This window comes from Marinomonas sp. ABL3_031 (genome assembly GCF_056161265.1).
On the sequence record NZ_JBSWYU010000005.1, the window covers coordinates 54,313 to 69,388 of the forward strand.

At 44.2% G+C, this 15,076-nt stretch carries 9 protein-coding genes; 4 read left to right on the forward strand and 5 right to left on the reverse strand.

Annotation, left to right across the window (positions count from 1 at the left end; all coding sequences use genetic code 11):
* Positions 1-2: 2 nt before the first annotated feature.
* Positions 3-1,166, reverse strand: coding sequence for an acetylornithine deacetylase (gene argE / locus ACXAH2_RS07585; protein ID WP_475077609.1), 1,164 nt, complete (start codon positions 1,164-1,166; stop codon positions 3-5).
* 118 nt (positions 1,167-1,284) lie between these two features.
* Here argE and ACXAH2_RS07590 point away from each other — a divergent pair, with 118 nt between their 5' ends.
* The 3 genes from ACXAH2_RS07590 (at position 1,285) to ACXAH2_RS07600 (ending at position 5,529) form a co-directional block, all read left to right on the forward strand.
* On the forward strand, positions 1,285-2,232 hold the full coding sequence (locus tag ACXAH2_RS07590) for a CYTH domain-containing protein (protein ID WP_475077611.1): 948 nt from the start codon (positions 1,285-1,287) through the stop codon (positions 2,230-2,232).
* Between the two features lie 40 nt (positions 2,233-2,272).
* Positions 2,273-5,200 (forward strand): bifunctional [glutamate--ammonia ligase]-adenylyl-L-tyrosine phosphorylase/[glutamate--ammonia-ligase] adenylyltransferase, encoded by a 2,928-nt coding sequence (gene glnE / locus ACXAH2_RS07595; protein ID WP_475077612.1) that lies wholly within the window; start codon positions 2,273-2,275, stop codon positions 5,198-5,200.
* A 119-nt stretch (positions 5,201-5,319) separates the two neighbouring features.
* Positions 5,320-5,529 carry a hypothetical protein gene (locus ACXAH2_RS07600; protein ID WP_475077613.1) on the forward strand — a complete coding sequence of 70 codons (210 nt, stop codon included), beginning with the start codon at positions 5,320-5,322 and terminating at the stop codon, positions 5,527-5,529.
* 95 nt (positions 5,530-5,624) lie between these two features.
* On the opposite strand, the gene sbmA is transcribed toward ACXAH2_RS07600, so the two are convergent.
* The 3 genes from sbmA to ACXAH2_RS07615 form a co-directional block, all read right to left on the reverse strand.
* Positions 5,625-6,893, reverse strand: coding sequence for a peptide antibiotic transporter SbmA (gene sbmA / locus ACXAH2_RS07605; protein ID WP_475077614.1), 1,269 nt, complete (start codon positions 6,891-6,893; stop codon positions 5,625-5,627).
* Between the two features lie 271 nt (positions 6,894-7,164).
* Entirely contained in the window at positions 7,165-8,388 is a 1,224-nt protein-coding gene (locus ACXAH2_RS07610; protein ID WP_475077615.1) for an aspartate aminotransferase family protein, read from the reverse strand.
* A 51-nt stretch (positions 8,389-8,439) separates the two neighbouring features.
* On the reverse strand, positions 8,440-13,257 hold the full coding sequence (locus ACXAH2_RS07615; protein WP_475077616.1) for an NAD-glutamate dehydrogenase: 4,818 nt from the start codon (positions 13,255-13,257) through the stop codon (positions 8,440-8,442).
* A 305-nt stretch (positions 13,258-13,562) separates the two neighbouring features.
* Between ACXAH2_RS07615 and ACXAH2_RS07620 the strand changes: the two genes are divergently transcribed.
* Positions 13,563-14,594: a GlxA family transcriptional regulator gene (locus ACXAH2_RS07620; RefSeq protein ID WP_475077617.1), complete on the forward strand. Its 1,032-nt coding sequence runs from the start codon at positions 13,563-13,565 to the stop codon at positions 14,592-14,594.
* Between the two features lie 120 nt (positions 14,595-14,714).
* Here the strand turns inward: ACXAH2_RS07620 and ACXAH2_RS07625 are convergent, their stop codons facing one another.
* The gene (locus ACXAH2_RS07625; protein ID WP_353667504.1) at positions 14,715-15,053 is read right to left on the reverse strand and encodes a P-II family nitrogen regulator; all 339 of its coding nucleotides are present in this window, start codon (positions 15,051-15,053) and stop codon (positions 14,715-14,717) included.
* Positions 15,054-15,076 lie beyond the last annotated feature (23 nt).

The following is a 15,076-nucleotide window of genomic DNA, read 5'->3' on the forward strand; positions in this document are numbered from 1 at the left end:
TATTATTGCTCAGTTGATTGCAGGCAAAAGCGTTCAATTAGGCCGCGAATTACCTTCTCCATAGGTTGAATTTGATCTAGCGCCATAAACTCATTAGGTTGATGAGCTTGGTCGATCGAACCTGGTCCCAAAACTAAGGTTTCCATTCCCATTTGATTTAAGAAAGGTCCTTCAGTCGCAAAGGCAACGGTTTGTGCCGGGCGTTTTGTTAAGTTTTCACACGCCTTTATGATAGCGGATTCAATTGGCGTGTAAAATGATGGCACATCTGGGAACAAGCTATTTAGTTGAATTTGAGTATTGGTTTTCTCTTCGATGCTGGGCAGGCGTTGAGCGATTTCTGACATCAAAGATTGATTGCTCATGCCGGGTAATGCCCGTAAATCAAATTCCAATTCACAGCGCCCGCAAATACGGTTTGGATTATCGCCACCATGAATGCAACCAAAGTTCATGGTTGGGTAGTCAATCACGAAGCTGGCATCACGATAATCACGTTTTAATTGCTGACGAAAGTCCATTAGCTCAGACATTACCGCATGCATAGCGTCCAAAGCGTTGTTTCCCAATGCCGGGTTGGAAGAATGTCCTGCTTGTCCGGTAACTTGAATGCGTTCCATCATAATGCCTTTGTGAGCATATACTGGCGTCAAGGAAGTGGGTTCACCAATCAAAGCGTAGCGCGCCTTGAGTGTATTCTGTTGCACTAGAGCACGGGCACCGGACATGGAACTTTCTTCGTCGGCGGTGGCAAGAATGATAAGGGGTTCTTTCAGGTCATGGAGTTCCATATGGCGTATGGTGTCTAGCACAATGGCAAAAAAGCCTTTCATGTCGCATGAACCCAAACCGTAAAGTTTTTGGTCACGTTCCTGTAAGGCGAACGGATCGGACTGCCAACGTCCTTCATCATAAGGTACGGTGTCAGTATGCCCAGAAAGTACTAAACCACCGTCTCCTTGCCCTAAAGTGGCAATAAGATTGTACTTGTTTGGTTGGTCTGGCAAAGGCATGACTTCGCACTGAAACCCCTGAGAACTTAGCCAGCTTTCTAGTAGCTGGATGACGCCTTTATTGGATTGATCCCAATGCGCTTGGCTACAGCTGATGGAAGGTGAGGCGATCAGCTGTGTCATCATATCTAATAGAGAAGGTAATGCGGGCATAGGGCCATCCTGTAATCCAAAGTATTCGCTAATATTACATTGCTAAGGCTTCTGATACACTTGCTCAGTGATGTTTTTCTTTGCCGATGTTTGGCAAAGGCTGTAGAGGTTTGTAATTATGGCAACTGAACTAGAACTTAAGTTAATGCTTCATTCTGAGTATCTCAAGTCTGCAAGTGATTTTCTTGATGAAATATGTGCTCAAACTGATGATGAGAGCATGTCCCGCCAACCCACATTAAATTTGATGAATGCCTATTTTGACACGCCAGATGCAGCCTTGATGCAAGCTGGCGTGGCGCTGCGTATTCGGGCGATCAATGATAAATACATTCAAACGGTGAAAACACGCGGTAGCAGTCGCATTGGTATGCATGCTAGGGGCGAATGGGAATGGCAGCTTGAGCAGGATAGTCTAGATTTAACCTTGCTAAATCAATTACCTTTGCCAGATGCTTTGCAAGACATGACTTGGAGTCGTCTGTTAGAAGAAGCTTATCGTACCGATTTTCAGCGCCAAGTGTGGAATATTCAGCTGCATGACACCTACATGGAAGTGGTTTGTGATCATGGCAAAGTGATCTCGCCTTATGGTGAAGACAGTATTTGTGAATTAGAACTTGAATTGAAATCAGGTTGTGAACTGGGATTGTATGAATTTGCTTTACAATTAGCAGAGCGCGTTCCCGTACAGATTAATGTGGTATCGAAAGCGCAAAAAGGTGTGCGTTTAAAACAAGGACACATTGAATTTCCGGAGCGCCCACTTGGCACCTTTGATGCGTTGGTGTTAGGCGCTTATTGGTATGAAGTTTGGTTGGTGTATTGGGAGGCAATGTTCTTTATGAAGGACGAAGTCTTGTTGCAACCATTTCGTCATACCATGCATCAAATGCGCTCGTTTTTACCGTCTCATTTAGATCAAGCATTAGTGGAATTAGATCAAACTTTAGGTGAGCTTTATAAAGCTGAGGAAGATCAGCTGTTAGAATTGTTAGCAGGGCTAAAGCCAGTGGGCAGTTTGATGTTAAAAATTGGTCAATGGCTTAATCAGCAGAGTCATTAGAGTCGTTTCGATAAAATAACAATATGCAAAGGAAGACCACTTGGTAACACCCTATCAAAACCCGAGTTACGCCTATTTTCGCCAGCAGTTAGATAATACTTCATTGGCCTTGGAGCAGTTGCAAGAAGCGAGACTGAGACATGGCTTAATCCATTTGACAGCCGAGCACATTGAGCAATTGGAGCCATTATGGTTACTGAGTGACTATTTACACAAAAATCTGTTGCGTTATCCTCATTGGCTGGATGAATTATTGTCTCTTTCCGAGTTACAAAAACCTTCCCTAGAAGCTTTGTTTGCTGGTGAGGAAAGTTTTCATTTGGCGGCTCAAGAGGTAACGGACGAACCAAACATACCAAGTGAGGAAGCTGAGTTATTAACACGTTTGCGCCTGTATCGACAATGGTGGATGGTGCGTTTGATTGCCTTGGATTTACAGCAAAAAATTTCCTTAGTAGAGCTGACCGCACATTTGAGTGCCCTAGCGGACGTAAGTGTCAATGCCAGTTTGTTATGGAGTCAGCAGAATTACGCAAGCTTGTATGGACAGGCTTTGGATTCGAGCGGTCAAGTACAAAGTATGATAGTAATTGGGATGGGCAAGTTAGGGGGCAATGAACTGAATTTGTCCTCTGATATTGATTTGATCTTTGCCTTTCGTGAACATGGTGACACGCAAGGTGGTAAAAAGACCTTGTCTCATCAAGAATACTTTACCAAGCTTGGGCAAAAACTGATTCAGCATTTAGATCAGGTTACCGCGGATGGTTTTGTGTTCCGAGTGGACATGCGTTTGCGACCTTTTGGTCAATCTGGGGCCTTAGTGCTGAATATCGACTCCTTAGAAAATTACTATCAAGACCAAGGGCGCGATTGGGAAAGGTACGCCATGATAAAGGCGCGTGTCATGGCTGGCAGTGAGCAAGACATTGCCGAATTTGAAGCCTTACGTAAACCTTTTGTATACCGCAAATATTTGGATTTTGGTGCTCTGGGTGCCTTACGCGATTTAAAGCGTATGATCGCCAAAGAAGTAAGGCGCAAAGGGATAGAACACAACATTAAATTAGGGCAGGGGGGCATTCGAGAAGTTGAGTTTATTGCTCAAGCCTTACAAATTTTGCATGGTGGTCGAGATCAGGGTCTGCAAACTCAAGCTTTGTTAACAGTACTGCCTTATTTGGCACAACAAGACTATTTAAGCCAACAAGAAGTGAATGAACTCATTCAGGCTTATTTGTTATTGCGCCGCACTGAACATGCTTTACAGGCGATGAAAGATGAACAAACCCAGTTGTTACCGGAGGACGACCTTTCACGTTTTCGTGTCGCTATTATGGTGGGATATGACAGTTGGAAGGCGCTGAATGATGCCTTATGGCCGGCGCGTCATCAAGTGCATGATTATTTTATCAAGTTGATTGAAGACGAAGAGGAAACTGACGCGGATAAAGCCGAGCAGGAGACATGGCGTATTCTAATGAAGACGCCAGAGGACTTGGACGCTATTAGCGATGTGATCGCAATCCTACCTTGGCAGTCTTTGCATAGGTCAGCACAAAGTATTTCCCAATTGCTTTCCTCCCGTACAGTGGCTTTTATGCAACCGATTGGTCAGGAGCGATTGGCGGTTTTCTTGGCCGCCTTTATGCGTCAACTCGGTAATGAAGACCATCCAGATTTAGTGTTGGAGCGCGTGTTTCCTATTCTCGAAGCTGTATTACGTCGTACCGCTTATCTGGTTTTACTTTGTGAGAATCACAATGCGCTGACTCATTTGATCAGACTTTGCCGGGAAAGTGTTTGGTTTACGGATGCCATTTCGGCAACACCGGCTTTGTTAGATGAATTGCTGGATACCAATACCTTATTTTCACCACCAGATAAGGCCATGTTGGAAGATGAGTTAAAGCAAATCTTATTGCGTCTGCCAGAGGAGGATGAAGAAGCGCAAATGGATGCTATGCGTCGCTTTCGTCGTTCGATAATACTGCGAATTGCAGCCTGTGATATCACAGGTATTTTGCCGGTTATGAAAGTAAGTGATCACTTAACTTGGCTGGCAGAAGTTTTGCTAGAACAGGTATTGCAGCAGTCTTGGTACCACCTCACTAAAAAACATGGTTTTCCAGTCAGTTATGCGAATGCTTTCCATGAACCTCAGTTAGCCATTATTGGTTATGGTAAATCGGGTGGTTGGGAGCTGGGGTATGAATCGGATCTTGATTTGGTGTTTATTCATGACGCCCAAGCCAATGGACAAACTGATGGTGAGCGTAGCGTTGATAATCTCACTTTTTATACGCGACTGGGTCAGAGACTGATTCACATGATTACCAGTTTTACCTCGGCAGGCCGTTTATACGAAGTGGACATGCGCTTACGACCTTCCGGGAATTCGGGGTTGTTGGTCAGTAGCTTGGAGGCCTTTCGTGAGTATCAGCAAAAAGAGGCTTGGGTTTGGGAGCACCAAGCACTTACCCGGGCACGAGGTTTAGCAGGCGATTCTGCAGTATTAAACCGTTTTGAAGAATGCCGTAAAAGTATCATAGCGCAAGTTCGTGATAGGCAGGAGCTTAAGACCGAAGTCATTAAAATGCGTGAAAAAATGCGTGCCCATTTGGATACAGGTAGCAAAGAAAAAGGTTTTGACTTAAAACAAGGCGCGGGTGGCATCATAGATATTGAGTTTATGGTGCAATACTTTGTGTTGGCTTGGTCATGTCAGTATCCTGAATTAATGACTTACTCTGACAATGTGCGTCAGTTAGAGGCCATTGCTCAAATTGGCTTAATGACACCTGAGCAGGTTCAGGATATGACAAACACCTATACCTTGTATCGCTCAAAAACGCACCGTCAGGCTCTGCAAAAGCAAGGGCGTGTGGTGCAGGATGAGGCATTGCAGCAAAATCAAAGTTTTATCAATGAAGTATGGGACAATTTTGTGAATAAAAACGACCTGTAAAATGGTCAAAAAATTCGGCATTGTGGAAAAACTGTTCGTAAAATGAACAATATACCTCTATACTACGGAATATTGATTCTTTTTTGAGCAATTTGCATCATGTGTAGGAGGGATAGATAATGGCAGAAGTGAATGGTGTCAGTGGTCCTGGTGTGGATTACGCCCGAGAAGTGTATCAGGCGAGTTTATCCAAAGCGGTTCAACAACAAGAAGCTCAGCAAAAACTTGAGTTAGTTGAGCAAGCAACCGAGCCGACCACGCCAGCCGCCAGCAGTGGCTCGCATACAACAACAGACAACTTAGGTCAGAACATCAACATCAATGTTTGATGCGTTAAACCTAAATAAATGCCCCAGTAAATGAACTTGATTTACTGGGGCATTTTTTATGACAAACGTTTTATGTTAAATAACCGTTTGTCCCGTTAACCCAATACGCTGTCTTCACTTGGAAGTTCTGTATTATCGATCGTGGCTTCAAAGGACTTCAAACGTTTATAGATGGAGAGTAATTCAACAATCGTTGTCCAAGAGTTGACCAAGAATTGGAATGAGTTTTCTACCTGATTAAAAGCGTTATTAATCTGTTGGAAAATACCAAAGGTAATGACTCCCGCCACAATAGAAGGTCCTAAAGCGATTAAAGGTACTAGCACACCCGCTTGTAAGTAGCCGTAACGCACAATATTAAAATACAAGTAGTTAAAGTAAAGCGTGAAGTAGTTTTTACGCACATTGCCAAACAATTCACCGAGGGTGAGTGGTTGTGCTCTGTCTTCATAATCTTCACCGTAAACAAGTTCTTTACGATACGCGGCTTCTACTTTTTGGTTTTTAAATTCCAATCCTGGTAATTTGATTCCAGCAAGGGCCAATAGGGCAGTACCGATAATGGACCAAAACAGAGCGACAAAAACCAAGGCTTGCGGCACTTCACCAATAAAAGGCAGCTCTTTTACGTAGCTGGAAAGCCCCCACAATACAGGCAAAAAGGCCAGTAATGTCATGATGGAGCTAATGAATCTGACGCCCAAACCTTCCATGATGCTGGCAAAACGCATGGTGTCTTCTTGGATACGTTGTGACGCCCCTTCAATGTGTCTGACCTGTTGCCATTTTGACGAATAGTATTCCGTCATAGCAGTACGCCAACGGAACACATAGTGGCTGACAAAGAAATGTTTTAGAACCACCACAGAGATGCTGACGGCAGCCAATCCTAAAAAGAAATTAAGCTGGTCAAAGTATTCTTGCAGGGTTATGGAATTAGGAGCGGAAAGGGCTTTTTGAATCAGATTGTAAAAACTGCCATACCATTCATTCAAAATGACGTTAAGTTGCACGCTAAACCAAGTGACAAAAATAATCAGTCCTGAACCTGCAACCGACCATTTGGCCCATTTTTGTCCGCCTATGAGCATCCAAGCGCCAATAAACAGGCCATAACAAATGACCAAATACTGGTAGAGCCAGAAGGTTTCAGCCCCTTTTGATGCATCTTGGAAAGCCGCTTGCGACGCTGCATCTGCGCCTTCGGCTAAAGCTTCAGGAAAGGTTAGGCCAAACAAGGATCCTAGGCTAAGCTGAGCCCCAAGATTTTGCATAACCAGATACCAGCCGAGGACACTGATAAGCGCCCAGACGACAAAACTTAAAAAGAAAAGCTTGGGTTTTGGAAAAAAAGAATGGAACACGTTTTGGTTTCCCTATGTATTAGGTTAATCATATTGGGTGAATGGTAACTGTTTTCCCTTTGCTGTCCTAGCGCATCTCATCTCCTATTACTAAGCAGCTTAAACTAGTCGATGGACTAGCACAATTAATTGACCTTTAAGGATTCTGCAAAAAAGACGACAAAGGTTCTCATTGATACGCAGGGCGGATTTGACCTTAATATAAATAAAAAGTTGCATAAAAAAATCGGACACTGGGCCCGATTTTTTCAACACTGATTAGACTAAAAAGTCACGCCGCTTTGGATTGTTCAACCACTTTAGCAACCGCGCGCTCTAGACGAGCCAAGCCTTCTGCAATGTCTGTTTCTGGTATGATAAGAGAAGGCGCAAGACGAACCACGTCAGGGCCTGCCACTAGGACAAACAAGCCTTCTTTAGACGCTGCTGCGAGGAATTTACCCGCATTGCCAGCGTATTCGTCTACCACTTCAGCACCGATTAACAAACCCATGCCACGCACTTCTTTAAACACATGGTATTTTTCATTGATGGCGTGTAGGCCAGCGACAAACAATTCATGACGCTTTTTCACACCATTCAATACTTCTGGCGTATCAATCATGTCGACAACGGCTTCTGCAATGGCACAGGCCATTGGGTTACCACCATAGGTGCTACCGTGAGTACCAAAGGCAAAGCTTTTTGCTACCTTTTCTGTCGCCAACATAGCACCAACAGGGAAGCCATTACCCAAGGATTTTGCCGAGGTCATGATGTCTGGTGTTACGCCAGTTTGTTGGTAAGCGAACAGGGTACCGGTACGGCCGACACCAGATTGAACTTCATCAAATACCAACAAGGCGTTGTGCTGGTCACAAAGTTCTCGAACTTGTTTAGCAAATTCAAGTTCGGCAGGAATGATGCCGCCTTCTCCTTGAATGGGTTCCATAACAACAGCACAGGTTTTATCGCTGATTATGGTTTTAAGTTGTTCAATGTTGTTGTAATCACAATGTTTGATGCCTGCAGGGGTTGGCTCAAAGCCTTCTTTGTATTTTGCCTGTCCACCCACAGAGACAGTGAACAAGGTACGACCATGGAAGGATTTGTAAAAGGCAATAATTTCATGTTTTTCTGGGCCAAAATGATCGTATGCATAACGACGCGCTAACTTAAAAGCGGCTTCGTTGGCTTCTGCACCGCTATTGGCGAAGAAAACGCGGTCAGCAAAAGTTTTAGAGGTCAGCTTTTTCGCAAGTCGTAGGGCTGGCTCATTGGTCATAACGTTAGAAAGGTGCCAAATTTGTCCAGCTTGTTCGCGCATGACCTTGACCAGAGTCGGATTGGAATGCCCTAGTGCAGTCACGGCAATACCGCCTGCAAAATCAATGTATTCTTTGCCCTCTTTGTCCCATACGCGAGAGCCTTCACCACGCACAGGAATGATTGCTGAAGGTGCGTAAGTGGGAACCATTACTTCATCAAAGGTTGCTCTCGTTATTTCTTGTGTCACTTTTAAATCCTCATTAAAAAAGGTGGCCGAACCGTCGGCCACCTGATGATTTTATATCAAATTTCTAAGCTCACGAATAGCAACGGTTACCATCGCCAATGATAATTCACTTTCCAGCTTAATTTCGCTGAAAGTAGCACGGTAATGATGGATGCTGTCTAGGTTTGTTTCTTGCCAGCTCGCCAATCTTTGCTCCAAAGCTTTGATGTCGGCATTTGATTGGATCACCTCTTGCGTTAAGGTGCGCAAACTGTTGTCGACTTCATCACCTAGACCGGCTTTCGCACGACGTTGCCACATGTCTTGGGCTGGTAATTGCGCAGCGCGCTGACGTAACCAGTGCAGTTCCAGCTCCATTTCCAAGGCAAAGTAGGTTTGGGCAACGTCGAGTACTTCGCTGTCGGTGTTGCTGGCCACTCGGATAATGTCCAAACCATAGAATAGATATTGCAATGCGGCTAATTTGTCTGCTAAGTCTTGTGGAATGCCTTGGGCAACAAGTTCTTCATTGGTTTGCGCCAAATGCTCTTGGCTCGATTCCGTTAGGATAGCCTGAATGTTTGCTGCAATGACGTTCACACCAGGTTGGTAGGTTTCAATCAAGCGCTGAATAGACAAGCTCTCACGAGTGTTTCGCAATAACCACAAAGTAGCACGTTCTAGTAAACCTTGAATGCGAATTAACAGTTTGTTTAATACCGAGTTTGGCACGACAAAGTCTAAACGGTTAATGGCATCCCAAAGAGACGGAATATCAAAGATGGTTTCCGCCGCCATATAAGCACGCACCACATTTAAGGCAGAGGCGCTGGTTTCTTCTTGCATGTAAGTGGAGAACGAGGCGCCCATGCGATTGCCGAGGTTATTGGTTACGTGACCTGCGATGATTTCTTGTGCCAATGGGTGTGACGCCATTTGATCACCGAAACGCTTGGTCAGCTCGCGTGGGAAGTACTGGTTGATTTGCGTGATCAAATCCGCGTCTTCACCAATACCATCTTCAACCAACTGTTCAGATAGCTTGATCTTAGAGTAAGCCAGTAGCACTGAGATTTCTGGGCGCGTCAAGCCTAGACCTTTATTGAGACGTTTACGAATCTGACCGTCGGTCGGTAAAAATTCGATTTCACGATTCAAGCGGCCTTCGCGAACCAGTGATTGAATCAAACGCCAGTGATCTGCCAACTTCTCAGGCGCACGGGAGTTGATCAAGGACAATACATGACTTTGGCCACGATTATGAGCTAATACCAAATCCGCCACTTCGTCGGTCATTTTTGCTAACAAGGTATTACGTTGTTTCTCAGTCATGTCACCATTTTCAACCACACGGTTAAGTAAAATTTTAATGTTTACTTCGTGGTCAGAACTGTCTACACCAGCCGAGTTATCAATGGCGTCTGTGCTGATTAATCCGCCTTTTTGCGCAAATTCGATACGACCCAATTGTGTCAAACCTAGGTTACCGCCTTCCCCTACGATTTTGCAGCGTAGTTCTTTACCGTTAACACGCAAGCCATTATTGGCGCTGTCACCTGCGTCAGCATGAGACTCTGACTCTGCCTTCACATAAGTACCTATGCCACCGTTCCATAAAAGATCCACTGGCGCTTTAAGAATGGCGTTGATCAAATCCGTTGGTGCCATGGATTTCACATTGCCTTCGATGCCCAGAGCCTTACGGATGTCGGCGTTAATGGGAACCGATTTCGCAGCACGGCTAAAGATACCGCCACCTTTTGAAATCAGTTCTTTGTTGTAGTCTTCCCAAGAAGAACGAGGCAAGTTAAACAAGCGTTGACGTTCAGCAAATGAGCCTGCAGCATCAGGTGTTGGGTCGATAAAAATGTGCAAGTGGTTAAATGCCGCCACCAAGCAAGTGTGCTCAGACAGCAACATACCATTACCAAATACGTCTCCCGCCATGTCACCCACACCCACTGCGGAAAAGTCAGTCGTTTGGCAATCGATGCCTATCTCTTTGAATTGGCGTTTAACAGATTCCCAAGCGCCACGTGCCGTGATGCCCATTTTCTTATGGTCGTAACCGTTTGAGCCACCTGAGGCAAAAGCATCACCTAGCCAGAAGCCGTATTGCTCCGAGATGCTGTTGGCTAAATCAGAGAAGGTGGCGGTACCTTTATCGGCAGCAACCACTAAGTACGGATCGTCTTCGTCGTAGCGCTCTACCGACACGGGGGGAACGACTTGGTTTTGTACCAAGTTGTCGGTGATGTCGAGCAAACCACTAATGAATGTGGTATAGCAATGTACCACTTCCGCTTGAACTTCCTCGCGAGAGGCGTTTTTCTTCAATTGTTTAGCGACAAAGCCACCTTTTGCTCCGGCAGGAACGATAACGGCGTTTTTCACCATTTGCGCTTTTACTAAGCCCAACACTTCAGTACGGAAATCTTCCATTCGGTCAGACCAACGTAACCCCCCCCGAGCTACTTTGCCGCCTCGCATGTGAACGCCTTCGACCCAAGGAGCGTAGACAAAAATTTCGAATTTAGGACGAGGCAGTGGTACCGCAGGGATTTTTGATGGATCCAATTTGAACGATACATAGCCTTTGACTTTACCGTCTGCATCTTCTTGATAGAAGTTGGTACGCAACATAGCCTGAATGACAGACAAGTAGTGTTTTAAGATGCGGTCTTCATCCAGATTGGCAACTTGATCCAGTTCCAGATCAATTTTCTCTAGAAGTTTAGCAACTTTATCATCACGTTTTGCTGTTTGCGTAGGAGCAAACCTTTGTTCAAACAGTTGCACTAAATGGCGAGCAATATCGGCGTTTTTCTCTAAAGTCTGCTGCATGTATTGTAAAGAGAAAGGCAATTGAAGTTGCATCAAATATTTGGTTAATGCGCGCAACATGGTGACCTGGCGCCAAGTTAAGGAAGCACTTAATACCAAGGCATTGAAACGGTCATTTTCGACACGACGAACAAACACTTGATTGAAAGCGTCCTGAAAGGCCTCGCGTTGAGAGTTTTTATCCAGATTGACATCCGCATCCACACTGATGGCAAATTCTACTACCCAAGTATTCGCCGTACCGTCACCATTCTGATCCAGCTCGTAGGGACGTGCTTCTAATACACGTAACCCCATGCATTCCAAAATCGGTAATACATCCGATAGAATTAAAGTGGTACCAGCTCCATAAACTTTAAAGAAATAGTTGTTTTTGGCTTGCCCAACTTGACGGTAGATGTGTGTTGAAATATCGCCAACTTCAGCCAATTGGTTGAGGCGTTCAATATCCACTACTGCGGCATTTGGAGAGAAATCTTCACGATAAGCGGCTGGTAAATAAGGTACGTATTCTGTGTACAGTTGATTACCCGCTTCTTCGCCATGGCTTTTGTGAAGTGCTGCTAAAAGCTTGTCTTCCCATGAGCTCATAGCATCCTGCATTTTGCGCTGAATGTCTTCGGCATCTATGGTTGGACTTTGTTTAGGGTCAGCAATTTGAATGGTGAAGTTGACGCGAGCCAAAACAAGTTGCGAAAACTGTACGTTGAACTCGGAACTGGTGCCATTACAGGCTGTCATCAAGATGTCTTGCATCTTAATACGCAATTCTGTGTTGTATCTGTCTCTAGGGACATAAACCAAAGCGTTTAAGAAGCGACCATAAATATCTTTACGCAAGAAGACACGTAACTGTCGGCGTTCTTGAATGGCCAGAATGCTTTCAATGGTGCCAAACAGTTCTTCAACCGGAGCTTGAAGCATTTCATCACGAGGGTAACTGTTCAATATGTGTTTGAGGTTTTTCCCTTTGTGACTGTTCGGATCCACATTGGCTTTTTCAACAATGACGTCAAGCTTCTTACGCAACAAAGGAATGTCTTGCAGGCGAGCAATATAAGCGGCAGATGAGTACAAACCAAAGAAACGCCATTCCCCGATCACATTGCCTTTCTTGTCAAAGCGTTTAATGCCCAAATAATCCAAATGCACTGGGCGGTGCACGGTGGAAATGGCAGTCGATTTAGTGAGGATTAAGATATTGCTATTATCTACTGCTAGGTCCGCTAGGTTGTCTTGTAAGACAATGTCGCGTTTGACTTTTTTATCGTTCAAATCACGGAAAGTACCAAGCCCTGAACCTTCGACCAGCTTCAAATGTGTTGCTTTGTTTTCTACCACTAGGTCATAGGCTCTGAAACCAATGAAGGTGAAGTGATCGTTCGCCACCCAGCGTAAGAAATCCAAAATTTCTTGGTGTTCAGCGTTGTCTTTTAGGTGCGCCAATTGTTCAGACTCACGAATCACTTCGCTCATATGAGCTTTCATTTGTGGCCAGTCGGCGACGGTTTTACGAACGTCTTCTAGACTTTTTAGGATTTCCTCTTTGATCTGATCCAGCAAAGCAGGATCTGACAAACGGTCAATTTCAAAGCGGATCAGCGCTTCAAACTGTTTGGAAGTTGGGTCGATTTTCTGCAGCTCACCTTTTTTGTTGCGTTCCACTGGCATAGCAGGGTGAGCGGTCAAATGAATGGTATGGCCAAGGCGTACCAGTGCCATGTTGAAAGATGACACAAGGAAAGGCATGTCTTCGGTAAGGATTTCAATGACTGTGTGAGTCGATTGCCAGCTGTGCTCTTCATAGTTTGGATTATAAACACGAACTTTTGGCTTTTGCGGTGCTTTTTGTTTCAAGAAATCCCACAAGCAAACAATGGTACCGTATAGATTTTCGATACTTTCGTTAGTCAAGTCTTCCGTTAAAGAGTCTTTGAAGTAAAGGCGGGCCAGTTGAATCAAATCATTCGCATCTGTGCTAGTGAAGTGGTCGTGAATCTCTAACTCAACGCGTTCAATTAATTCGTTTTTTTTGTAATCAGTCATGTGAACTCAATCCTTACATGAGTGTTTGTTTTTCTGTCTTTATAAAATTAGTTGCTAATATCACTTTACGAAAGTTTTCCGTTAGGACTCTGTCTGAGATTATTATGAAAATTTCACCTCTTTAATAGTTGTCTAGTTTTCTAATTGCGACATTTGTTTTTTATGTTAGGTTTTCTTACCCTGAAATCTTAGACATAATATGAAAAAAACCTTTGTCATCCATTTTAAACGAAATAAACATCTTTTTAGCCTATAGTTCACAGGATAATATTTTGTACAAGAGCGAATTCGCATCAAGAGAAATCATGCAGGCGAGCAAAAAAACACAAAAATATGGTTTTTTGCTCTTACCCAATTATTCTATGTTGGGTTTTTCGTCTGCCATCGAAACCTTGCATATGGCCAACTGGGTGACCGGAAAAACGCTTTATACTTTCTGTACAATCAGTCATGAAAATCGTGAAGTGTCTTCAAATACGGGCGTTAAGAGTCTTGCAGACTATTTAACCAGTGATGCGCCGAGTGGTTTGGATGCAATATTTGTTTGTGGTGCTTCGCCTGTGACAAAAAACGAAAATAAAACTTTAGAAAATTGGATAAGAAAACAAGCAGGAAAGCAAATTTCTTTGGGTGGGATTTGTACTGGAAGTTATCTTTTGGCGAAATCAGGCCTGTTAGAGGGTTATCGCGCGACCATTCATTGGTGGAGTATTGCTAACTTACGAGACGAATTTCCACAAACCATAGTCTCGGATCATTTGTTTGAGGTCGATAAGGACAGATACACCTGTAGTGGTGGTACGGCCGCAATGGATATGATGCTCTTTTTGATTGGAAAGCAACATGGCATGTTGTTGGCGAGCAACATTTCTGAGCAGTTTGTCTGTGAACGTATTCGCGCTCACGACGATCCGCAACGTATTCCTTTGCAGGCAAGGATTGGGAGTGGGCAGCCTAAGTTGGTGGAGGCGGTTCAGCTTATGGAAGCGAATATAGAAGAGCCTTTATCTTCTGAAGACATTGCTTATCATTTGGGGATTTCTCGTCGTCATTTGGAGCGTTTATTTAAAACCCATTTAGAAGTGGTGCCATCACGTTATTATCTTGAATTGCGATTGCAGCAGGCCAAGCAGAGGTTATTAAACAGTGATAAGTCTATTACTGAAATAGGACGAGATTGCGGTTTTGGTTCGGCGCCACACTTTAGCACCACATACAAAGGCTTTTTTGGCATTACGCCAAGGGAAGAGCGAAATAAACAAAGTACTAATTCTAGCAAGGAGTTGAGTGTCCCTCGTCAAAAGCGCCAATTGTGGAAGAGAAACAAGGTATCGTAAATATCATGACATGGGTTGAGTGAAATCGCTTCTGAGAATGATCGTTTTTGCAAGGAGCTAGCATAAAAAAGCCCGCGAAATAGGCGCGGGCTAGGAAATAATTTTGTGATTAATCGCAACCTAGATGGCTTCGGCACCCGTTTCACCAGTACGAATACGAATAATCTGTTCAACAGCCGTCACAAAAATTTTACCGTCGCCAATTTTTCCTGTGTTGGCACTATGTTGAATCACTTCTATCGCGCGTTCAACTTGCTCGGATTCAACGGCTAATTCCAATTTGACCTTAGGTAAAAAATCAACCACGTATTCAGCGCCGCGATACAATTCTGTATGGCCGCGCTGACGACCAAAACCCTTTACTTCGGTAACGGTAATGCCATTAATGCCGATTTCAGATAATGCTTCACGAACTTCGTCGAGTTTGAAAGGTTTAACAATTGCGGTGATTAGCTTCATTATTTTCTCTCCATTTTGTTAAG

Excerpts from the sequence above, each read along its gene's own strand:
- argE (WP_475077609.1), bottom strand. The coding sequence starts at position 1,166 with ATGCCCGCATTACCTTCTCTATTAGATATGATGACACAGCTGATCGCC.
- ACXAH2_RS07590 (WP_475077611.1), top strand. The coding sequence starts at position 1,285 with ATGGCAACTGAACTAGAACTTAAGTTAATGCTTCATTCTGAGTATCTC.
- ACXAH2_RS07600 (WP_475077613.1), top strand. The coding sequence starts at position 5,320 with ATGGCAGAAGTGAATGGTGTCAGTGGTCCTGGTGTGGATTACGCCCGA.
- ACXAH2_RS07615 (WP_475077616.1), bottom strand. The coding sequence starts at position 13,257 with ATGACTGATTACAAAAAAAACGAATTAATTGAACGCGTTGAGTTAGAG.
- ACXAH2_RS07620 (WP_475077617.1), top strand. The coding sequence starts at position 13,563 with ATGCAGGCGAGCAAAAAAACACAAAAATATGGTTTTTTGCTCTTACCC.
- ACXAH2_RS07625 (WP_353667504.1), bottom strand. The coding sequence starts at position 15,053 with ATGAAGCTAATCACCGCAATTGTTAAACCTTTCAAACTCGACGAAGTT.